This window comes from Dietzia sp. WMMA184 (assembly GCF_002441635.1).
Lineage (GTDB): Bacteria > Actinomycetota > Actinomycetes > Mycobacteriales > Mycobacteriaceae > Dietzia > Dietzia kunjamensis.
Genome location: NZ_NXEI01000001.1, coordinates 628,662 through 648,464, shown reverse-complemented (window position 1 = coordinate 648,464; position 19,803 = coordinate 628,662). Strand labels below are relative to the sequence as shown.

The following is a 19,803-nucleotide window of genomic DNA, read 5'->3' as shown; positions in this document are numbered from 1 at the left end:
GGAAAGGGCGTCAGCCGCGGTCCTGCTGCTCCATCGCGGTGGCGTGCAGTCGGGCGAACCGCTGGAACTCGTCGTCGTCCCATCCCTCGCGTCCCGTCGCGGCCGCCCATCCGTCGAGGATCTGATGGTCGTACAGGTGGCCGTAGCCCTGCGACCCGCCGATCGCGTTTCCGAGGTCCGCGGTCACCTGGAACAGGGTCAACACGGGCATGTAGAACATGCCCGGATGTCGGCCCTTGCCGGGCGGTTCGGCCAGCCACGCGGGGCGGTCGAACAGCAGATCCGGGGTCCACCACACCACCGGGTCGGTCGCGTGCTGGACGTACAGGACGTGCGGCGGGATCCACGGGGTGTCGTCGTCGCGGAACTCCGCGGGATCCTCCGAGAACCTCACCAGCAGGCCGTCCGCGTACACCGGCTCGGTGACCGGGGTACCGGGGTCGCGCCGCTGTACGAGCGCGTGCCAGATGTGGTTCGAGTTGGGTGGACCGACCCAGAGCACCCCGTCCACCGTCGCCCGGATATCGCGGATGCCGGAGAACGCCGCCTCCCCGGCCCGGGTGCCCAGGCTCTCGCCGTAGACGTACAGCTTCGGTTGCGGCCGACCCGGTGGGAGGGAGTCGCGCCAGGTCACCACCGCCTCGATCAGTGACCGGCCCGCCGCCTCCGCCTTCTCGCGGTCGGCGAGGAACGAGATCCAGCTCGGCAGGTACGAGTACTGGGTGCCCACGATCGCCACGTCGCCACCGGAGAGCAGTTCGATGGCCTGAGCCGCATGGGGGTTGATCCACCCGGTGCCGGTGGTCGGGACGATCACCACCGACTCACGTTCCCAGGCCCGGGTCCGCTCCAACTCCTCCACCACCAGCGCTGAACGCTCGTCGTCGGTCGGCGCGGACTCCAGACCGGCGTACGCCCGGATCGGCTCGGGTGCGTTCTCGCCCAACAGATCCCCCAGTCGCTCCCCGTCGAGGCCGCCGCTCACGAACCGTCGGCCCTGCAGGCCCAGGTCCCCGAAGTCCACGACCGACCCCGGGGACCCGGATCGCTCCGGCGCCGACGGCGGTCGCGCGCCGGGGAGGTACTCGTTGTTCTGCCCGCTGTAGATCCGGTTGGCGCCGCCGAAGAACAGGCGCGGCACCACGCCCTGCACCACGCCGAGCGCGAGCACGGCCACCATCACGACGCCCGTGAGCCGGGCGGTGTACTCCCCCACGCCGAACCTGCGGCCCACCGCGCGGGCCAGCCACCGGTACCCCGCCCGGACGCCGCGGGCTGCGATGAGGAGCCCCAGGAAGATCGCCAGGGCGACCCACGGGATCTTCATGTAGTCCGCCCAGGGCGGGCGGGGTGAGCGCACCAGATCGGAGACCTGGTCCTGCCAGCGGATCGCCGTGGCCGTGGCCGTGATGAGGTAGACCACCAGGATGTACGGGGCGGACAGACGGGCGAAGGCCAGGAGACGGTCACCGAACGCGAGGAGGTCGGGGTGGAGGGTGATGCGGGGCGCCACGACCCGCCGCCAGAGGGTCCTCAGTGCAACGCCGACCCCGTAGCCCACCAGCATTGACACGCCGGTGACCACCCCCTGGTAGTACCAGGCCCGCGGCAGCAGGGACGGCATGAGCGAGACCCACGCCGCCAGCGCGGCCACGATGAGGCCGGTGACCGAGGGGCGCCACCGTTCCCACCACGTCCGGAGCGCGGCGACGGGCGTGGTCCCCGCTGTCGGCCGACCGGCCTCTCCGTCCTCGCTCACCGCAGGCGCTCGGCCCGTCTCGCCGCCGCCACGAGCTCTTGGGACATGCGGGCCAGCTCGGCGGGGTCCTCGCCCTCGGCGATGGCGGTCCGCAGATCCTCGCAGGCGCAGCGCAGCTGGAACATGCGGTCCATCAGGTCGGTCGATTCGGCCTCCGTGAGTACGACCGTGCCCTCGGGCAGGTCCTGCATCCGGAGCGACCGGCGCTGCTCGTAGGCCCGCTGCCGGCAGGACCGCCGGCAGTAGCGGCGCCGGCGCCCGGTCCCGCCCTCGTCCACGGGACGGCCGCACCAGGCGCACGAGGCCTCGCCCCTCCGGGGCGCGGTCGGCTCGGGTCGGGCGTCGGGTTCCACGGGTGTGAGGTTACCCAGCGGCGCCCCCGGGGTGGCCCGTGGTGTCGGGACGTGGGAACATTTGGGGGTTCCCCTGGCGTTGACACAAGCAGGAACCACGCAGCGTCGTGTCGATCCGCATGAATTGACGCAGACGAACACGGCAGAAGGAGTTCGCATGGCAGATCGAGTCCTCAGGGGCAGCCGCCTCGGTGCGGTGAGCTACGAGACCGACCGGGACACCGACCTCGCGCCGCGCCGCATGGCGCGGTACCAGACCCCCAACGGCGAGGTCTACGAGGTCCCGTTCGCCGATGACGCCGAGATCCCCGGCGCCTGGATGTGCAAGAACGGCCAGGAGGGCCAGCTCATCGACGGCCCCGCGGTCGAGGTCAAGAAGGGCAAGCCGCCGCGTACCCACTGGGACATGCTGCTCGAGCGTCGCTCCCTGGAGGAGCTCGAGGAGCTGCTCAAGGAGCGGATGGACCTGCTCAAGAAGCGGCGCCGCGCCGGTGCGCGGTAGGTAGTACCGAGCGGTCACCGGATATCACCCGGTGGCACCGGAACGCCCCGGCCCCGCAGGGCCGGGGCGTTCTCCTGTGTCCGGGGTCGGTGTGCGGCCGGAGCCGGCGCGCACCGGGTCAGCGGCCGACGAGGCCCTTGAGCTGGTGTCGACGCTTCTCCCAGCCCCAGCGGGCCACGTTGACCGCGGCCTCGCGGAAGATCGACTCGCTCATCTTGGACTGACCGACGGTGCGCTCGGTGAAGGTGATGGGCACCTCCGTGACCCGGCGCCCGTTGTTCAGCAGGCGCCACGTCATGTCGATCTGGAAGCAGTAGCCCTTGGACTCGATGGCGTCGAGGTCCAGCTCGGCCAGGGCGTCGGCCCGGTAGGCGCGGTAGCCGGCGGTGATGTCCTTGATGCCCACGCCCAGCATGACCCGGGAGTAGACGTTGCCGCCGCGGGAGATGACGTGGCGCTGCCACGGCCAGTTGACCACCGCGCCGCCGGGGACGTAGCGGGAGCCGATCGCCAGGTCGGCGCCGCCGTCGACGGCGGCGAGCATCGCGGGGAGCCGCTCGGGCGGGTGGCTGCCGTCGGCGTCCATTTCCACGAGCACGGTGTACCCGCGCTCGAGACCCCAGCGGAACCCGGCGATGTACGCGGCCCCGAGCCCCTGCTTGCCCTCGCGGTGCATCACGGTGATGCGCCCGCGCGGGTCCTCGGTGGCGAGCCGGTCGGCCACCTCGCCGGTGCCGTCGGGGCTGTTGTCGTCGGCGATGAGGACCGAGACCTCGGGGGCCGCGGCCAGCAACCGCTCCACCACGCCGGGCAGGTTGTCCCGCTCGTCGTAGGTAGGGATGATCACCAGGGTGCGCGCGGACGGCGCGTGTCGGCCCGGCGTCGTCGGATCGGTCACTTACTTCTCCTCGGTTCGGGTCGCGGCTCGTTGCCGGGTGCGGACCAGCGCCCATGCCAGTGCGACGAGCCCGATGAGGCAGCTCACCGCCTGCGGGATGCCACCCAGTCGGGTTGCCATCGTACCGGCCCCGCCCACCTCGACCTGCGCCGCCAGCACCGCGGGCTCGAAGATGCCGCTCTCGGCGCGGACGTCGCCGTCGGGGCCGATGACGGCGCTGACCCCGCTGGTCGCGGCGATCAGCACGGGCACGTCGTGCTCCACGGCCCGCACCCGGGACATCGCGAGTTGCTGGTACGTCATGGGTGAGCGGCCGAAGGTGGCGTTGTTGGTGGGGACGGTGAGGATCTGCGCGCCGCGGGAGACGGGCTCGCGGGCGGCGGCGTCGAAGGCGACCTCGAAGCAGATGGCCACGCCCAGGTCCACCCCGCCCGCGGTGACGACGTGGTCGCCGTCGCCGGGGATGAAGTGCCCGGCGGTCCGGGCGATCGGGAACAGCGCCTCGAGCGGTTCGCGGAGCGGGAGCCACTCGCCGAACGGTTGGATGTACTTCTTGTCGTGGCGGTCGACCACCGGGCCCTCGGCGGGGTCGGAGGAACGGCCGTCCCACACGAGGTAGGAGTTGTGGGCTTCGCGGCCCTCGCCGGTGGGCAGGACGGTGCCCACGAGGATCGGTGCGTCCAGGCGTCGGGACAGGGCGGTGATCTGGGCGGCGGCGAGGCGGTCGGCCAGCGGCGAGATGTCGGAGGCGTTCTCCGGCCACAGCACGAAGTCCGGCGGGGCCTCGGTGCCGGCCTCGACATCGTCGGCGTACTCGGCGGTGACGCGCAGGTGGTTCTCGAGCACCGCGCGGCGTTGGGCGTTGAAGTCCAGGCCGAGGCGCGGGACGTTGCCCTGGATCACGGCGACCTCGACGGTGTCGGTGGGCTCGTCGCCGGTCGGGGCGAGGGACGCGACGGCGACCAGGCCCGCGGTCACCAGGGGCACCGTGAGCAGGCCGGTGGCGGCGCGGACGGGTCGGTCACGGCGGGCGAGGAGCAGGACGGCGACGCCGATCGCCGCCCCCATCGACGCCACCGCGAACCCGACCAGCGGGGTGCCGCCCAGGGACGCCAGCGGTAGCAGCGGCCCGTCGGCCTGGCCGAACGCCAGCCGTCCCCACGGGAAGCCGCCCCAGGGCCAGGACGAGCGGACCCACTCCCACAGCGACCACCAGCCGGCCACCCCGAGCACGGCGCCGACCGCACGCGGGCCGCGCCGGTTGCCGGGGTCCAGGCCGGCCCGGAGGATGACCGCGGCGCCGGCGCCGAACGCGGCGAGGTACAGCGCCTCGACCAGCGACAGGCCCCACGAGGCGTAGGCGCCCACGTACAGGCCCACCCACGGCACCAGGAGGAGGAAGAAGACCAGGCCGGAGGTGAACCCGAGGAGCGCGCCGGTGCGCGGCCGGACCGTGGAGGCGCCGGACGGGGACAGGACGACGACGAGGAGGGCAATCGCGAGAAGCGCCGTCCACCACAGACCCACCGGGGGGAACGAGGCCGCCAGCAGCGCCCCGGCGGCAGCCGCGAAGGCCAGCCTGGTGAGCAGGGGCATCAGGTCGCGGGGCCGGCGGGCAGGCCGTCCACGACGAGCGCGCGCAGAACGGGGTCGGGTCCGGTGAGATCCGGCATCGGAGGAACTCCGGAGCGCGGGTCCGTGGACCACCGCTGGACGGCGTCGTCCGCGGCGATCACGGCCAGCTCCCCGGTCCGCCACCTCGCGAAGGTGGCCGCCGTGCCCGGGGTGAGGGTGCCCGCCGTGCCGTCGCGCGCGCCGGCCGCCCGGTGTGCGCCCCGGGTGGTCGCGGTGAACGCCGCCCGCGGGGACAGGCCACGGCCGCCCTCGACGGAGGTCAGGGCCCGCAGGGCGTCCCACGGCCGGACCTCGTCACCGGCCCGGGTGGACGCGGCCAGTGCCACGCCGGAGGCGGCGATGCGCACGAGGTCGATCCCCGTCAGGTCATCGACGAGCGGGTGCAACAGGCTCACCGTGCCCACGGCGGCCAGGGCGGCGAGCGTGTCGCCGTCCGCGTTCCCGGCCCCGGCCCCACCGACGAGGACCGGGATGCACCGGGCGACCGCCGGCCCGCCGAGTTCGGTGGCGAGGCGGGTGAGTTCGGTCGCGAGGCGCGCCGGGTCGACGGTGTCGTCGAGCACCACCCGCTCCCCCGCACGCACCCGCTCCTCGACCTCCTCGAGCCCGTGTGCGCGCGGCAGACCGGCGGGCACCACGCCGCCGGCGGCCGCGACCGCCGGGTCGAGGCCCTCGGGGAGGCACTCGACGAACGCCGGGGCCACCCAGTCCCCCTCCAGGTCGACCTGCTCGGCACCCGGGAACAGGGCGGGGCCCGGGGCATCCGAGCCGGCCCACACGATGAGCCCGTTCTCGTGTGTCAGGGCGGTTGCGTCTCGTGAGGCGGGCGTGAGCACGCGGCCCCCGGTAGCCAGGAAAGCGGTCATGCGGGCGATTATCCCCGAGCACCGACCGGCGGCCCGGCCGCCCACCCCCCGCGCCTACGCTGGGTGCTCATGAACGACTCCCACCACGCGGCCGGGTCGTCCCGACCCGGGGACACCCTGCGCTTTCCCGGCGGCCGGCTGCGCCCCGAGCACTGGACCGCCCTGGCGGAGCTCGCGGCCGGACATCGCGGCGGCATCCAGCTCACGGCCGGGGGCGCAGCCCGGATCGTGGGCGCGGACCGGGATCCGATCGATCTCGCGGTGCGGGACCTCGAGGCCGCGGGCCTGCCCGAGGCAGTCGCCCACCCCAGGGGACGCGACATCATCGCCTCTCCTCTGGCCGGCCGGCTCGGCGGGCATCACGACGTCGGCGACCTGCCGACGGGGCTCGGGGCCGCGCTGCTCGCCCGCGACGCGGCTGACGCCCTGCACGGGCAGGTGCTGTTCGGGATCGACGACGGGTCGGGCGACGTCCTGGCGCACTCCCCCGACCTGGCGGTGGCGGTGGACGGGTCCGACGGCGGCGCGCGGGTCCACGTCGCCGGTCACCCCGTCCCGCTCCGGGTCGCGGTGGCCGACGCCGCCACCGTGCTGGTCGACGCGGCCGTGAAGCTCACCGGTTCGGCGGGACCGACGCGAGTGCCCGGGTCCGGCGACCTGCACCAGCTCGTCGTCGACGCCCTGGGATCCCACCCCCGGACCATCCCCGCTCCCGTCGACCCGACGTCCCCTCCTGCTACCGATGTAGACGTGCCGAGGGTGGGCTGGATCGACACCGCCGACGGGCTGGTGAGCCTGCTCGCCGTGGTGCCCGACGGCGTCGTTCCCGCCCGACTCGCCGAATTTCTCGGCGCGGTGGAGCGTCCGACCACCGTCTCGGCCGACCCGGTCATCGGCCTGCACGAACTCACCGAACCGATGGCGGAGCAGGTGGTGCGGGTGCTGGCACCGATGGGGATGATCTTCGACGCCGAATCGCCCTGGGTGACGGCTTTCCCGTGAGGTCGGTTCTGTGGTGAGGTCGGCTCAGCAGTTGGGCAGGCTTAGCGCGCGCCGAACCGCTCGACCAGCCAGCGGGCGGCGTCCTCGACGGAGTGCACGGTCTCAGGGACCCGAGGGGCCTGCGGGGTCTCGGGCCGGTCCACCATCACCACCGGTATGCGCAGGTCGCGGGCGGCGGCGAGCTTGGCCTCGGAGGTGGCTCCGCCGCTGTTGCGGGTGACCAGCACGTCGATCCGGTGGCGGGACATTAGCGTCCGCTCGGACTCCACCCCGAAGGGGCCCCGGTCCAATACCAGCAGGTAGCGGTGCGGCAGCGCCCCGGGGGGCGGCTCGGAGCACCGGATGAGATACGACCCCCGGGTGTCCCCGGCGAACGCGGACGCGCCCTGCTTGCCGACCGTGAGCATCGGCCGGCGGAAACGCTCCCGCACTACGTGGGCCGCGGTCTGCATGTCCGGGACGCGGATCCACTCGTCGCCCGCCTGCTCGGTCCACGGCGGGCGGTGCAGGCGGAGCAGCGGCGTGGCCGTCTCGCGCGCGGCGTGGACCGCGGACTCCGAGATCTGGTCGGCGAACGGGTCGGTCGCGTCGATGACGGCGCTGACGCCGTTCTCGCGCATCCAGTGGGTCAACCCCTCCGCACCTCCGAAGCCACCGATCCGCACCTCCCCACGGGGGAGTCTCGGCCGCGTGACCTTGCCCGCCAGCGAGGTGACGACGTCCAGCCCGGCGGTGACCATGAGGTCGGCGAGTCGACGGGCCTCGCCCGTGCCCCCCAGCACCAGGATCAGGCCGGGCGAGCCTCCCGGCATCGCGGTCGCGGGCGGGGCGACGGGCTGAGACCGCGGGGCCTCCGGGGCGGGCGCGGGCCGCGCGTCCCGGAGGGCCTCGACAGGGGCGCCGGAACGAATGCCGGGCACGAGTTCCCAGCTGATCCCCTCGGCGTCGAGGGCGCCGGTGTGGGCCGGCAGCTCGGGGTGGTCCGTGGGATCGCCCGGATAGAGCCGGACGACCCGGTCGCCGCGGTCGACGGCCTCACGCATCCTCGCGGCGGCGTCCGTCGGCGACAGCGCTGAGGCGTCGATGACCAGGGCCGTCGACGGGCACAGTCTCAGCGCCCCAGGGCCGATCGGACCCGGCTCCGCCAGGACGGTGCCGCTCATGGCGATGAGTCGGGAGGCGCGGACGGTGAGCAGATCGACGGGGCCGGGACCGGTGCCGACAAGGTGTACGGCGGCCGGGTCGGCGCCCGACCGGGGTGGAGCGCTCACCGCGGCATCCGCCTCCAGATCGGCTGCGGGACGAGCCGTGCGACGGCGAACATCACGCGCAGCTGCCACGGGATCCACACCACATCCGCCGTGCGCGACTCCACCCGGTCGACCACCGCGTCCGCCACCTGGTCCGGCGTGGACGAGAACGGGGCGGGGTCCATGCCCTCGGTCATCCGGCCGATCACGAAGCCCGGACGCGGGATCACCAGCGTGACGCCCGTGCCGTGCAGGGCGTCGGCCATGCCGGAGGCAAACCCGTCGAGTCCCGCCTTGGCCGATCCGTACACGTAGTTGGCGCGCCTGACCCGCTGCCCGGCGACCGAGGAGAACGCCACGAGAACCCCGCGGCGACGGGGCTTCATCCGCTCGGCGAGGACCGTGAGAAGCGCCGCCTGCGCCACGAAGTCGGTATGCAGGATGCGGGCCGCGGCCCGGGAATCGCGCTCGGCCACCTCCTGGTCGCCCAGGATGCCGAACGCCAGGACGGCGATGTCGATCTCCCCGACCCGGGTCTCGATGTCCGCCACGATCGCGGCGTGCGAGTCGAGGTCGTCGGCGTCGAAGTCCACGAGCTCCACCGCGACGGCGCCCGCGGTCCGGAGTGGGGCCTCGAGCGCGGAGACGTCGCCACCGGGGCGGCTCGCGAGCACGACGGTGCGGCCGGGTGCGAGGCGGTGGGCGACGGCCAGACCGATCTCGCTGCGGCCACCGAAGACCACCACGACCTCACCGCCGGATTCGGACCGGGACGACGGGGTTGCGGATGTGGGCATGGGCCCAGTGTCCCACGTACCGCGTCGCGCTCTGCGTCGGCTTACTGCGGTCCGCTCACTGCGGCCGGCTCACTGCAGTCAGTTCACTGTGGCAGGCTCGGCGTCATGGCCCACTCGATGGCAGAACTCTCTGACGAGGCACACCGGTTCCTGTCCGAATACCACCTCGGCAGCCTGACCACACTCCGGCGCGACGGTTCGCCCCACGTGGTCGCCGTGGGCTTCACGATCGACGTGGAGGGCGGGCTGGCGCGCGTCATCACCCGGCGGGGATCGCAGAAGGCGGCCAACGCCCGGCGTGGCGGCCGCGCGGCGGTCTCGCACGTCGACCGCGGACGGTGGCTCACCTTCGAGGGCACAATCCGCCTACTCGAGGATCCCGACTCGGTCCGCGAGGGCGAGCGCCGCTACGCGCTGCGGTACCGCGAGCCGAGTCCGAACCCCGAGAGGGTGGTGTTGGCGATCGAGGTGGATCGCGTCCTGGGCTCCAAGCAGATGTTCACCGGCGACTGACACCGCGGCCGGGCGCTCGGCGGGTGCGCGCCGGGTGCGCGCCGGGCCGCGGCCTGCCGGACGGAATCAGAGGAATCTCCCGGGTTCGCCTGCTCGGTCAAAGCCGCCCGCCGCCATGGCGTCTCGCGTGAGCCGAGGCGCAGGCCGGACGACATGCCCGGGGGCGGCTGTGGCGGACGCGTGCAGGGGCGGGGGCGAGGCGCCAGGGGCGGGAGCGGATGCGGGCAGGCTGGCGTCCGCCGACTCTAGAGGACGCGCAGGCCGCGCTCGCCGTCGTTGAGGTCGCGGCGGCCATCGGCGGTGACGGCCACGATGTCCTCGAGCCGCGCGCCCCACGACCCGGTCGTGTAGACGCCGGGCTCGACCGAGAAGGTCATCCCTTCCTCCAGCACGGTATCGGCTCCGGGTGCGACGAACGGCGGCTCGTGCAGTCCCAGGCCGATCCCGTGCCCGGTGCGGTGAATGAACAACTCCCCGAGCCCGGCCGCGGCGAGGTGCTCGCGTGCGGCGGCATCGACCTCGCCGATCGCGATCCCCGGTCGGACGGACTCGCGTGCCAGGCGCTGCGCCTCCTCCAGCACCGCGTACGTCGTGGCGACCTCGGCGGAGGGCTGGCCCATCGAGTAGGTCCGGGTGCAGTCGGAGTGATAGCCGCTGGGCAGCGGCCCGCCGATGTCCACCACCACGATGTCCCCGGTCTCGACCACCCGGTCGGACACCCCGTGGTGCGGGTCGGCGCCGTTCGGGCCCGAGCCGACGATCACGAACTCGGCGCGCGTGAGCCCCTCGGCCTCGATGGCGGCGGTGATGAGCTCGCCCACCTCCGCCTCGGTCCGGCCCACCTGCAGGAACTCCCCCATCCGGGCGTGCACTGCATCGATGCGACGGGCGGCCTCGGCGAGCTCGCCCACCTCGTGCGCGGTCTTCACGGCCCGCACGTGGTCGATCACCTCCGAGGCGAGGACCACCTCGCCGTCGACCCCGTCCTGGAGCGGCACCAGGTGCAACGCCGGCAGGGCGGTGGACACCGCCACCCGCCCGGCGACCGACCCGGTGACGAGCGCGATGGCGTCGGTCCCGTCCGCCCACGGGTGGATCCTCGCGCCCACGCGGTCGGCGGCTCGCCGGGTGACGTCGGTGAGTTCGAGCGACGGCAGCACCAGCAGTGGCTCAGCCCCGTCCACGGGCACGGCCAGCGCGGTGAGCCGCTCGTGCGAGTCCATTCGCTCACCGGTGAGGTAGGACATGTCCTCGCCGGAATACACCACCACGTGGTCGATCCCGAGGTCCCGCGCGCGATCGCGGACGGCTGCCAGACGGTGCGAGTGGATCTGCGTAGTGGGGCTGTTCATGTCCTCCACAGTAGGCCGGGGCCGCAGAGGGCCGGAGCCGACTAGCCTGACGGCAGGTACTCGCTCCCGACCCGACGACATCAAGGAGGCGCGGTGTCCCAGGGCCCGCTCATGGTTCTCGACAGCGCCGGCTTGTGGTTCCGCGCGTTCCACTCCGTGCCCGAGAAGATCACCGGCCCGGACGGCTCCCCCGCCAACGCCGTGCGCGGCTTCTGCGACATGGTGGCCGTGCTCGTGGACGAGTACTCCCCGACCGGCCTGGTGGCCGGCCTCGACCGCGCGTGGCGTCCGGACTGGCGGGTGGAGTTGTTGCCCTCGTACAAGGCGCACCGCGTGGGTGACGAAGGCGAGGAGGACGCCCCCGCGTCACTGGGCCCGCAGGTCGAGTCGATCCGCGGAATCCTCGGGGCGGCGGGCATCGCCCAGGCGTGGGCGGAGGACGCGGAAGCCGACGACGTGCTGGCCGCGCTGGCCGCCCGGGATCGCGAGGTGCTGGTCGTGACGGGCGACCGCGACCTGTTCCAGCTGGCATCGGCGAGCACCACCGTGGTGTACGTGGGAGCGGGGATGAAGAAGCGTCTGGCGTACACCCCGGAGGTCGTGGCGGAGCGCTTCGATCTGCCCGCTGGTGACGACGCCCGCGTGTACGCGGACTACGCGGTGCTGGTCGGCGACGCGTCGGACGGGTTGCCCGGCGTGGCGGGGGTCGGTGCGAAGACCGCCGCGGCCCTGCTGCGCGAATACGGCGACCTCGACGGCATCGTCGCCGCCGCCGGCGATCCGGGGTCGGCGCTCACCGCCCGCCAGCGCACGGCGATCACCGAGGGGGCCGACTACCTCTCCGCCGCGCGCGGGGTCGTCCGCCTGGGCGGCCGCGCGTTCGACGTACAGTTCGAGGGCGACGTCGACGGACGCCGTGGCGCCGTGGATTCCGACCGCCTCGAGGCGCTGGGCGAATCGACCGGGCAGGCCCGCGCGATCGGCCGGCTCGTCGAGGCGACCGAGGGGCTCGACGCGGTCTGAGCCGGGCAGGCGCCCGTCGCCCCGTTCCCGTCGCCGCTCGCCCGCGTCGGCTCAGGCCATGTGGTCGAGCACCACACCGCGGCGCAGTGACCCCACGGCGGACCGGGCGGTGCGGGCGAGCTCCGGTTCGGCGACCTGACCGACCTGGGCGAGGACGTCCACCACGAGGCGGGCGGAGCGGACGAAGTCGCCGGCGGTGAGTTCGACGCCCTCCTGCCACGAGGCGGCGAGGATCGAGGCCAGCGCCCCGCCGGAGACCCAGTGGTGCATCACGGGCGCGAGGCCGGCGTCCAGGTCCGGGGTGGTGGGCAGGCGGTGCGCGCGTTCGATCTCGGCGACGTCACCGGCCACCCGCTCCGTCTCGGCGAGGGCGGCGCGCAGGGTGTCGTCGGAGGGTTCGCGGACCGCGGAGTCCGTCCGCGGGTGGGCCACGACCGTGGTGACGACCGCCGCGAGGCCGGCGGCATCGAGCCCGCGCCACACTCCCCGCCGCAGGCATTCGGCGACGAACAGGTCCTGCTCGGTGTGTACCCCGGCCAGGAGCCGCCCGGCGTCGGTGGCACGGAGTACGCCGTCCACCTTCTCGAGATAACCGAGGTGCCGGAGCAGGTCGACGATGCGGCGGAAGCGGCGGGCCAGCGAATCGGCGTCGGCGTCGACCTCGGCGGTGAGCGCGGCCACGTCGGCGTCGGCGTGGGCCCAGCGCTCGTGGAGGCGGGCGAGCTTGTCCATCCGGGGGTCCTCGTGCAGCGGGTGCTGCCGGAGTGCCCGGCGCGCCGCGGCGATCCGCGGGTCCTTGCGGACCGGCTTACCGCCGGCGTTCTTCATCCGACCCTTCGCCTTGCCCCGCAGGTGCTCCATCCGCTGGACCAGAGCCCGCTTGGCGCGCCCGTCGAGCTTGCGGCGGCCCTTGGGCAGGTCGACCCGACCCACGGGGATCGGGGGCGAGGCGAAGTCGTTCTGGCGTAACCAGCCGGTCCACCCGGTGTCGGTGAGACAGAGCAGCGCGGGGTCGGACTGGATGTCGGTCCGGACCTGCAGCACGGTCGCCACCATGCCGAATCGTTTGCGGCCCACGGTGATCACGGAGCCGGCGGTCTGCTTGAGCATGGCCGCGCGCACGGACGCCAGCCGGTCGTCCCGGTTCGACTTCTCGGCCTTGCGTTCGAGACGGCTGAGCTCGGCGCGCAACCCCATGTACTCGTCGAGGTCCTCGTCTCCCCCGGCCTCCTCGAGCGACGCCCGCATGCGGTCGCGCTCATCGGACCGGCGCTCGATGGCGCGGGACCGGGACACCAGGGTGCGGTCGGTCTGGAACTGGGCGAACGACCGGCCGATCAGGATGGTGGCCTCCTCGACGCCGAGCTGCTCGACGAGGTTGACCGCCATCGAATAGTCGGGAGCGAAGGCACTGTGCAATGGGAACCGCGGGGTGTCGACGAGCGCGGACAGGGCGTCCAGGTCGAGGTCCGGCTGGTCGAGCACGACTGCCGTGCCCTTGGTGTCGATGCCCCGTCTGCCGGCCCGGCCCGTGATCTGTGAGTACTCCGCGGAGGTGAGCATCGCGTGGGTGTCGCCGTTGAACTTGGTCGTCTTCTCCAGCACCACCGCGCGAGCCGGCATGTGGATGCCCAGCGCCAGGGTCTCGGTCGCGAACACGACCTTGATCAGCCCTGCGGAGAACAGCTCCTCCACGATGGTGCGGAAGAGCGGGAGCATCCCGGCGTGATGGGCGGCGAGCCCGTTGACCAGCCCGGCGCGGAACGAGGTGAAATCGAGGGCGTCGAGGTCGTGTTGTGGGACCTCGGCGCAGGCGGCGTCCACGTGTGAGGCGATACGCCGGGCCTCCTCCCCGGTGGTGAGCCGGAGGCGGGCGCGACGCATCTGAGCGACCGCGCCGTCGCACCCCGCCCGGGAGAACACGAAGTAGATGGCCGGCAGGAGTCGCTCGTCGTCGAGCTTCTCGATGACGTCCTGGCGTCTGGCCCACTGCGCTCGGGGCCGGGCCGTGACCCGCTCCTCGTGGTAGCCGCTCCGGGACCGTCTGCGCTGGTCGGCAGCGGCCCGGATGGGGATCAGGTCCCCATCGGTGTAGAGCATGTGGGCCAGCGGCACGGGACGGTGCTCGGACAGCACCACCGCGGTGTCGCCACGGATCTCGGTGATCCAGTCGCCCAGCTCGTCGGTGTTGCTCAGGGTGGCGGACAGCCCGACCAGGCGGACGGCCGGATCGAGCGTGAGGATGATCTCCTCCCACACGACGCCCCTCGAGCGGTCCCCGAGGTAGTGGATCTCGTCCATCACCACGCAGTCCAGGTCGTGGAGCGCCGACGAGCCGCTGTAGATCATGTTCCGCAGGACCTCGGTGGTCATCACCACGATGGGCGCGTCCGCGTCGATCGAGTGGTCGCCGGTGAGCAGCCCCACGTTCTCGGGGCCGAAGCGCGTGCGGAACTGCCGGAACTTCTGGTTGCTCAGCGCCTTGATCGGGGTGGTGTAGAAGCAGCGCCCTCCCCCGGCGAGCGCCCGGTGAGCCGCGTATTCGCCGACGAGGGTCTTGCCGGACCCGGTGGGCGCCGAGACGAGCAGGTTGCGTCCCGCGTCGAGGGCGGAGAACGCCTCCAGTTGGAAGGGGTCAGGCGAGAACCCCTCCCCGGTGAGGAAGTCCTCGAGCAGGTGATCGGTCCGGGGACGGTCAGGTGATGTCGTCATAGAGTGAACCGCCACCGGCCGGGGCCTGGAGCGGTCGGGTGTCGCCGGGCGTTCGGGTGCCGGTGTCCGGGGCCGGGGTGGTCAGAGGGGCGGGCCGCTCGAGTGGGCCGGATCCGCCGAGGTCGTCGGCGGGGCCGAGGGGCGAGGCGGATTCGTCGTCGACCTCGAGCCAGTCGGCGCGGGACTTGTTCTTGCGCTTGTCATGCAGGCGGGCGAACTGGATCGCGCCCTCGACGAGGATGGTCACCGCCAGTGCGAGGGCGAGCATCGAGAACGGGTCCTGGCCGGGCGAGGCCACGGCCGCGAAGACGAAGATGCCCATGATGATCCCGCGGCGCGACTTGGCGAGAACCTCGTAGCTCACGACCCCGGCGACGTTGAGCATCGCGAGCAGGAGTGGGATCTCGAAGCTCACGCCGAAGATGAGGATGAGCTGGATGAGGAACGTGAAGTACTGCGTGCCGGACAACGCGGTGGTCTGGACGTTGTCGCCGATCGAGAGCAGGAACTCCAACGCGTGGACGATCACGACGTAGGCGAGCACCGCGCCGCCGATGAACAGCACCGCGGCCAGGATGGTGAAGACGACCCCGTAGCGCTTCTCGTTCTTGTGCAGGCCGGGCGTGATGAACGCCCACAGCTGGTACAGCCAGACCGGGCTGGCCAACACGATGCCGGCGGTGGCGGACACCTTGAGGCGGAGCATGAACTGCTCGAACGGTCCGGTGGCGAGCAGGCGACACTCGTCGCCGTCGTCACCGAGCTGCAGGCGCGCCCCCGGGGGGATGTCGCAGTAGGGGCCGGTGAGGATCCCGCCCAACGACGGGATGCCGAAGAAGCCGCTGCCGTACCACCAGAATCCGAAGCCCAACGTCACGATGATCGCCGCCATCGCGATGAGCACGCGGTTGCGGAGCTCGTAGATGTGCTCGATCAACGGCATGGTGCCGTCCGGGTTGCGGGGCCTGCGGCGGCGTCTGGTCAGCAGGCGACCGGCGCCACCCTTGCGGGTGGCGCCGGTGTCCGCGGTGTCGGTCTGCGTCATGGAGGGGTCGGCCTACTGCCCCTGCTGACCCTGACCGCCGTGGTACGGGGCGGTGGGGTCGGTGTACTGCTGCTGCCCCTGTGGTTGGTACGGCTGCTGGGGTGCCTGCGGGTAACCCTGCCCCTGGGCATTCGGCTGCCCCGCCGGTTGGTACTGCTGGGGTGCCTGCGGCTGGTACTGCTGCGGCTGGGGCTGGGCGGACTGCTGTGCCTGCGGCTGCGCGTACTGGGCGGCGTTCGGCTGCGCCTGGGTGAGAGCCTGCGGCGCGGGGTCCTCGACCGGCTTGTCGTCGTTCTGCATCTCCTTGATCTCGGACTTGAAGATGCGCATCGACCGTCCGAGGCCGCGGGCGGCGTCCGGGAGCTTCTTCGAACCGAACAGCAGGAGCACCACCGCGAGGACGATGAGCCAGTGCCAGATGCTCAACGCACCCATGTCAACCTCCGTTTGTCTGACAACGTGCCCATGCTAGCGCACCCACACCGGGCGGCGTCACCCGAGCGCTCCCCGAAACCGGCTGCTACCTGGTTATTTACCGAGATTTCACGAATCCGTCACGGAGGTCTCCCCCGGCTCCGCCGAGTACGCCTCCAGCCCCTCGACGGCGCGGCGCGCCACCTCGGCGGACAGTTCGGGATCGGCGGCCCGCACGACGTCCGCGTGACCGAGCAGGAAGCGCAGGAGCCACGCCCGGTCGTGGTAGGCGATCTCCACGTCCAGGTCGCCGTCCGGGCGGCGGACCACGCTGTGGAATCGGAACTCGTCGAGGAACCAGGCCGCGGCGGCGGGGACACGGGCGGACTCCAGGCGGACGTCGCCCTCGCCGTCGTCCTGGGGTCGGGGTCCCAGCGCGCGGCGCGGCCCCACCTCCTCGACCCCGCTCATCCGGTCGGTGCGGAACGTCCGCCACTGACCCGACTCACGGTCCACCCCGTGGACGTAGGAATGGCCGTCGGCGACGGACAGGCGTGCGGGGTCCACGACCCGGGTGGTGGAGGTGTCGGAGCTGGCCGAGTGGTAGACGAAGCGCAGCGCCCGACCGTCGTGGACGGCCGTGCGCACGACGTCCGCGTCCGAGTCGGCCGTCTCGCGTCGGGCGTCGAGCCCCCCGGCGTGCACGTCGGCGCCGGTGGCGGTCCGGAGCGTCGACAGCAGGTCGCGCAGCGCGCCCTGGTCGATCACCTCCGGCTGGTCGAGGAACACCGCCAGCCCGGTCTCGAGCGTGACCGCCTCCGCGGCGGTCAGGCGGACCGGGCGGTCGATCCCGGCGGTGAAGGTCACCTCCACGAGATCGGCGTCGTCGAGGTCCTCGGAGGAGAAGGCGAGGTCGATCAGGTCACCGGGGCCGTACCCGGGCAGACCGCAGGACCACAGTTGCCACAGGGCGGCCCGGAGTTGCTTCTCGGTCAACCCGAGGTCGCGGGCCGCGTCGGCCACGGGGACGGCGCCCCGGGTGTGGAAGTACGGGACCACGCTGAGCAACGTGGCCAGCGGGACGGCGCGGGCGCTCATCGGGCGGCCTCCTCGGCGGCGGTGAGGATCGTCACGACCCGGACGCGGAGCTCGGCCGGGCGCAGGGCCACGGCGTCGGCACCCTGGGCGGCCACGAGCGCGGACAGTTCACCGAGCGGCGCGGCGACCTCGAGGTCGACCCCGTCCCTGCCGAATCGCCGGGCGGGGCTCTGGGACCGGGCCATGGCGCGCAGCTCGGCGGCTCTGCCGTCGGCGGCCCAGACCGTGGCCTCCACCAGGGGGTTGAGCCGGGAGACGGCGCCGTCCAGCAACGCGAGGACCTGCTCGGTCGGCGGGACGGGGACGGTCCGGGCGGCGCGCCCGAGCCGGACGTCGGAGATGCGGACGAGCCGGAACGTCCGGGGTTCGCCACGGTCGAGATCGTGACCGACGAGGTACCAGTGGCCGTGGCGGGATCCGGTCCACCAGGGCTCGACCCGCCGGGAGGTGGGGTCGGCGGCGCCCGCGGGGGTGTGCGAGAACGTGACCGTGGATCCCTCGGCGATCGCCTCGGCGACCAGGGCGGCGGTCGCCAGCTCGGCCGGGTCGGTCACGGACACGGTCGCGCCGGCGTCGTGCGCGGGCTCGATCCCCGCGGCGGTGAGTTTGGCCAGCGCCCCGTCGGCGCGCGCGGCCCGCTCCCCCTCGCGCCACACCTCGGCCGCGACGGCGAGCACGCCGGCCTGCTGGGGCGTGAGGGTGATGTCGGGCAGCTCGTACCCGTGGGCGGGGATGCGGTACCCGGCCGGCGATCCGGGGGCCAGCGAGGCGCCCTGTTCGAGCGGGACCCCGGCGTCGCGCAGTTCCCGCTTGTCCCGCTCGAACATCCGCAGGTAGGCGGCGTCGTTCTCGGCGTCGTCGTACCCCTGGACCATCCTGCGGATCTCCCCCGCCGACAAGAACGCGTTGGTCGACCTCAGACAGATCACGAGGTTGACCAGACGTTGGGACTTCGAGGTGGGCACGCCTGGAGACGCTATCGTCCGAGCGCGGCGACGAGTTCGTCGACACGCGGGTCCTCGTGGGCGAACGGGTCCGTCAGCGCGACGGTGGGCAGGGTGCCGTCGGAGACCTTGAGGTGTACCCAGTCCACGGTGAAGTCGCGCTCGGCGTCCCGGGCGGCCGTGATGAACCTGCCACGCAGCGCGGCGCGGGTGGTCTCGGGCGCGACGGTGCGGGCCCGCTCCACCTCGGTGTCGTCCACGACGCGGGAGACGAGCCCGCGGCGTTCGAGGACCGAGTGCAGCCCGCGTCCGGGCCGCACGTCGTGGTAGGTCAGGTCGATCTGGGACAGCCTCGGGTGGTCGAGGTCGGCGCCGGTCTTCGCCTGCACCTGCCGGATGAGCCGCAGTTTGGCGGCCCAGTCGATGTCGGCGGCGATCGACTCGTGGTCCCCGGACTCGACGGCGTCGAGGACCCGCTCCCACAGGGCCACGCACCGCTCGATGTCGGGGCGGTCGTCGCGCTCCCAGCCGCCGCTGTCGAGGTAGCGGTGGACCGCGGCGAGGAACTCCCGCTGGATCTCCAGCGCCGTCATGGTGGTGCCGTCGGTCATCGCGACGGGCCGCGTGCCGGTGAGGTCGCGGCTGATCTCCCGGATGGCCCGCACCGGGTGCGCCACCGCCATCGGGCGCAGCTCGACGCCCGCCTCGAGCATCTCCAGCACGAGCCGGGTGCTGGCGATCTTGAGCAGCGTGGTGGTCTCGATCATGTTGGAGTCGCCCACGATCACGTGCATGCGCCGGAACCGGGTCGAGTCGGCGTGCGGCTCGTCGCGGGTGTTGATGAGCGGTCGCGACCGGGTGGTGGCGGACGAGACGCCGTCCCACATGTGTTCGGCGCGCTGGGAGAAGCAGAACGTCGGTTCCTCCGTCTCGCCGAGGCCCACGCCCGCCGGGGTGCCGGGCAGGATCTTGCCGGCGCCGCAGAGGAGCTGCCGGCTCACGAGGAACGGCAACAGTGTGGTGGCGATGCTGCGGACCTGGGTGGCACGGTCGAGCAGGTAGTTCTCGTGGCACCCGTAGGAGTTGCCCACCGAGTCGGTGTTGTTCTTGAACAGATAGACGTTGACGTCGATCCCCTCGGCGGCGAGTGCCTGCTCGGCCTGCAGGGCGAGGTCGTCGACGATCCGCTCCCCCGCCCTGTCGTGCGCGACGAGCTGGCGCAGGCCGTCGCATTCGGCGGTCGCGTACTCGGGGTGGGAGCCCACGTCGAGGTAGAGGCGGGAGCCGTTCTCCAGGAAGACGTTGGAGCTGCGCCACCGCTGCACGACGGGCCGGAAGAAGTAGCGGGCGATCTCGTCGGCGCCGAGGGACCGCGCGCCGTCACCGCCGACGCTGGTGATCCCGAACTCCGTCTCGATCCCGACGATGCGACGGATCATGGCGGTCTACTGCCCGCCCTTCTGGACGTAGGACTTCACGAACTCCTCGGCGTTGGTCTCGAGGATGTCGTCGATCTCGTCGAGCAGCGAGTCGGCGGAGGTGGTGTCGGCGGCCTTGGCGACCTGGCCGGCCTCGTCGTCACCGTCGGCGGGGCCGCCGGCGTTCTTCTGGATCCGGGACATGGACTGCTCCTTAGCGGT

At 72.7% G+C, this 19,803-nt stretch carries 19 protein-coding genes; 4 read left to right on the top strand and 15 right to left on the bottom strand.

All coding sequences use genetic code 11. The features are described 5' to 3' along the window. Positions 1 to 10: 10 nt before the first annotated feature. Entirely contained in the window at positions 11 to 1,759 is a 1,749-nt protein-coding gene (locus tag CK206_RS02990) for an alpha/beta-hydrolase family protein (protein WP_096905499.1), read from the bottom strand. After that, positions 1,756 to 2,112, bottom strand: a complete 357-nt coding sequence (locus CK206_RS02985; protein ID WP_096905498.1) for a hypothetical protein — start codon at positions 2,110 to 2,112, stop codon at positions 1,756 to 1,758. The genes CK206_RS02990 and CK206_RS02985 overlap by 4 nt, the downstream gene beginning before the upstream one ends. Positions 2,113 to 2,269: 157 nt before the next feature. Between CK206_RS02985 and CK206_RS02980 the strand changes: the two genes are divergently transcribed. Then, positions 2,270 to 2,614 (top strand): RNA polymerase-binding protein RbpA, encoded by a 345-nt coding sequence (locus CK206_RS02980; protein ID WP_067714504.1) that lies wholly within the window; start codon positions 2,270 to 2,272, stop codon positions 2,612 to 2,614. Positions 2,615 to 2,732: 118 nt separating this feature from the next. Here CK206_RS02980 and CK206_RS02975 read toward each other — a convergent pair whose 3' ends face one another. Genes CK206_RS02975 through CK206_RS02965 form a run of 3 tightly spaced genes read right to left on the bottom strand, consistent with a single transcriptional unit; the run spans position 2,733 to position 6,013 of the window. Next, on the bottom strand, positions 2,733 to 3,512 hold the full coding sequence (locus tag CK206_RS02975; protein WP_067714501.1) for a polyprenol monophosphomannose synthase: 780 nt from the start codon (positions 3,510 to 3,512) through the stop codon (positions 2,733 to 2,735). Beyond that, positions 3,513 to 5,108: an apolipoprotein N-acyltransferase gene (lnt, locus tag CK206_RS02970; protein ID WP_096905497.1), complete on the bottom strand. Its 1,596-nt coding sequence runs from the start codon at positions 5,106 to 5,108 to the stop codon at positions 3,513 to 3,515. It abuts the gene before it with no gap. Then, positions 5,108 to 6,013 (bottom strand): amidohydrolase, encoded by a 906-nt coding sequence (locus CK206_RS02965; protein ID WP_096905496.1) that lies wholly within the window; start codon positions 6,011 to 6,013, stop codon positions 5,108 to 5,110. The genes lnt and CK206_RS02965 overlap by 1 nt, the downstream gene beginning before the upstream one ends. Before the next feature lie 69 nt (positions 6,014 to 6,082). Between CK206_RS02965 and CK206_RS02960 the strand changes: the two genes are divergently transcribed. Continuing rightward, the gene (locus CK206_RS02960; protein ID WP_096905495.1) at positions 6,083 to 7,015 is read left to right on the top strand and encodes a precorrin-3B synthase; all 933 of its coding nucleotides are present in this window, start codon (positions 6,083 to 6,085) and stop codon (positions 7,013 to 7,015) included. A gap of 41 nt (positions 7,016 to 7,056) precedes the next feature. On the opposite strand, the gene CK206_RS02955 is transcribed toward CK206_RS02960, so the two are convergent. Together CK206_RS02955 and CK206_RS02950 are read right to left on the bottom strand one after the other, a co-directional pair. Beyond that, positions 7,057 to 8,286: a cobalt-precorrin-6A reductase gene (locus tag CK206_RS02955; protein ID WP_254050462.1), complete on the bottom strand. Its 1,230-nt coding sequence runs from the start codon at positions 8,284 to 8,286 to the stop codon at positions 7,057 to 7,059. Beyond that, positions 8,283 to 9,062, bottom strand: coding sequence for an SDR family NAD(P)-dependent oxidoreductase (locus CK206_RS02950; RefSeq protein ID WP_096905494.1), 780 nt, complete (start codon positions 9,060 to 9,062; stop codon positions 8,283 to 8,285). The genes CK206_RS02955 and CK206_RS02950 overlap by 4 nt, the downstream gene beginning before the upstream one ends. A 105-nt stretch (positions 9,063 to 9,167) precedes the next feature. Here CK206_RS02950 and CK206_RS02945 point away from each other — a divergent pair, with 105 nt between their 5' ends. After that, the gene (locus CK206_RS02945) at positions 9,168 to 9,575 is read left to right on the top strand and encodes a pyridoxamine 5'-phosphate oxidase family protein (protein WP_069389236.1); all 408 of its coding nucleotides are present in this window, start codon (positions 9,168 to 9,170) and stop codon (positions 9,573 to 9,575) included. Between the two features lie 245 nt (positions 9,576 to 9,820). Here the strand turns inward: CK206_RS02945 and CK206_RS02940 are convergent, their stop codons facing one another. After that, complete coding sequence (locus CK206_RS02940) at positions 9,821 to 10,927, bottom strand: Xaa-Pro peptidase family protein (protein ID WP_096905493.1); 1,107 nt, start codon at positions 10,925 to 10,927, stop codon at positions 9,821 to 9,823. Between the two features lie 93 nt (positions 10,928 to 11,020). Between CK206_RS02940 and CK206_RS02935 the strand changes: the two genes are divergently transcribed. Then, positions 11,021 to 11,950, top strand: coding sequence for a 5'-3' exonuclease H3TH domain-containing protein (locus CK206_RS02935; protein WP_096905492.1), 930 nt, complete (start codon positions 11,021 to 11,023; stop codon positions 11,948 to 11,950). Between the two features lie 51 nt (positions 11,951 to 12,001). On the opposite strand, the gene CK206_RS02930 is transcribed toward CK206_RS02935, so the two are convergent. The 7 genes from CK206_RS02930 to CK206_RS02900 form a co-directional block, all read right to left on the bottom strand. Further along, positions 12,002 to 14,662 (bottom strand): RNA helicase, encoded by a 2,661-nt coding sequence (locus CK206_RS02930; RefSeq protein WP_096905491.1) that lies wholly within the window; start codon positions 14,660 to 14,662, stop codon positions 12,002 to 12,004. Continuing rightward, complete coding sequence (tatC, locus tag CK206_RS02925) at positions 14,646 to 15,707, bottom strand: twin-arginine translocase subunit TatC (protein WP_067714475.1); 1,062 nt, start codon at positions 15,705 to 15,707, stop codon at positions 14,646 to 14,648. The genes CK206_RS02930 and tatC overlap by 17 nt, the downstream gene beginning before the upstream one ends. 12 nt (positions 15,708 to 15,719) lie before the next feature. After that, positions 15,720 to 16,142 carry a Sec-independent protein translocase subunit TatA gene (gene tatA / locus CK206_RS02920; protein WP_096905490.1) on the bottom strand — a complete coding sequence of 141 codons (423 nt, stop codon included), beginning with the start codon at positions 16,140 to 16,142 and terminating at the stop codon, positions 15,720 to 15,722. Between the two features lie 108 nt (positions 16,143 to 16,250). Further along, positions 16,251 to 17,219, bottom strand: a complete 969-nt coding sequence (locus CK206_RS02915; RefSeq protein WP_067714469.1) for a YafY family protein — start codon at positions 17,217 to 17,219, stop codon at positions 16,251 to 16,253. Beyond that, positions 17,216 to 18,184 (bottom strand): YafY family protein, encoded by a 969-nt coding sequence (locus CK206_RS02910; protein ID WP_067714466.1) that lies wholly within the window; start codon positions 18,182 to 18,184, stop codon positions 17,216 to 17,218. Before CK206_RS02910 ends, CK206_RS02915 begins: the two co-directional genes overlap by 4 nt. A gap of 11 nt (positions 18,185 to 18,195) precedes the next feature. Beyond that, positions 18,196 to 19,602 (bottom strand): Pup--protein ligase, encoded by a 1,407-nt coding sequence (gene pafA, locus CK206_RS02905; protein ID WP_096905489.1) that lies wholly within the window; start codon positions 19,600 to 19,602, stop codon positions 18,196 to 18,198. Positions 19,603 to 19,608: 6 nt separating this feature from the next. Then, on the bottom strand, positions 19,609 to 19,785 hold the full coding sequence (locus CK206_RS02900) for a ubiquitin-like protein Pup (protein ID WP_096905488.1): 177 nt from the start codon (positions 19,783 to 19,785) through the stop codon (positions 19,609 to 19,611). Positions 19,786 to 19,803: the final 18 nt, after the last annotated feature.

Bases quoted from the DNA above. Each gene is read 5' to 3' on its own strand.
- CK206_RS02945 (WP_069389236.1), top strand. From the start codon at position 9,168: ATGGCCCACTCGATGGCAGAACTCTCTGACGAGGCACACCGGTTCCTG.
- CK206_RS02950 (WP_096905494.1), bottom strand. From the start codon at position 9,062: ATGCCCACATCCGCAACCCCGTCGTCCCGGTCCGAATCCGGCGGTGAG.
- CK206_RS02965 (WP_096905496.1), bottom strand. From the start codon at position 6,013: ATGACCGCTTTCCTGGCTACCGGGGGCCGCGTGCTCACGCCCGCCTCA.
- CK206_RS02960 (WP_096905495.1), top strand. From the start codon at position 6,083: ATGAACGACTCCCACCACGCGGCCGGGTCGTCCCGACCCGGGGACACC.
- tatA (WP_096905490.1), bottom strand. From the start codon at position 16,142: ATGGGTGCGTTGAGCATCTGGCACTGGCTCATCGTCCTCGCGGTGGTG.
- CK206_RS02980 (WP_067714504.1), top strand. From the start codon at position 2,270: ATGGCAGATCGAGTCCTCAGGGGCAGCCGCCTCGGTGCGGTGAGCTAC.
- CK206_RS02915 (WP_067714469.1), bottom strand. From the start codon at position 17,219: ATGAGCGCCCGCGCCGTCCCGCTGGCCACGTTGCTCAGCGTGGTCCCG.
- CK206_RS02940 (WP_096905493.1), bottom strand. From the start codon at position 10,927: ATGAACAGCCCCACTACGCAGATCCACTCGCACCGTCTGGCAGCCGTC.
- CK206_RS02900 (WP_096905488.1), bottom strand. From the start codon at position 19,785: ATGTCCCGGATCCAGAAGAACGCCGGCGGCCCCGCCGACGGTGACGAC.
- tatC (WP_067714475.1), bottom strand. From the start codon at position 15,707: ATGACGCAGACCGACACCGCGGACACCGGCGCCACCCGCAAGGGTGGC.
- lnt (WP_096905497.1), bottom strand. From the start codon at position 5,108: ATGCCCCTGCTCACCAGGCTGGCCTTCGCGGCTGCCGCCGGGGCGCTG.
- pafA (WP_096905489.1), bottom strand. From the start codon at position 19,602: ATGATCCGTCGCATCGTCGGGATCGAGACGGAGTTCGGGATCACCAGC.
- CK206_RS02930 (WP_096905491.1), bottom strand. From the start codon at position 14,662: ATGACGACATCACCTGACCGTCCCCGGACCGATCACCTGCTCGAGGAC.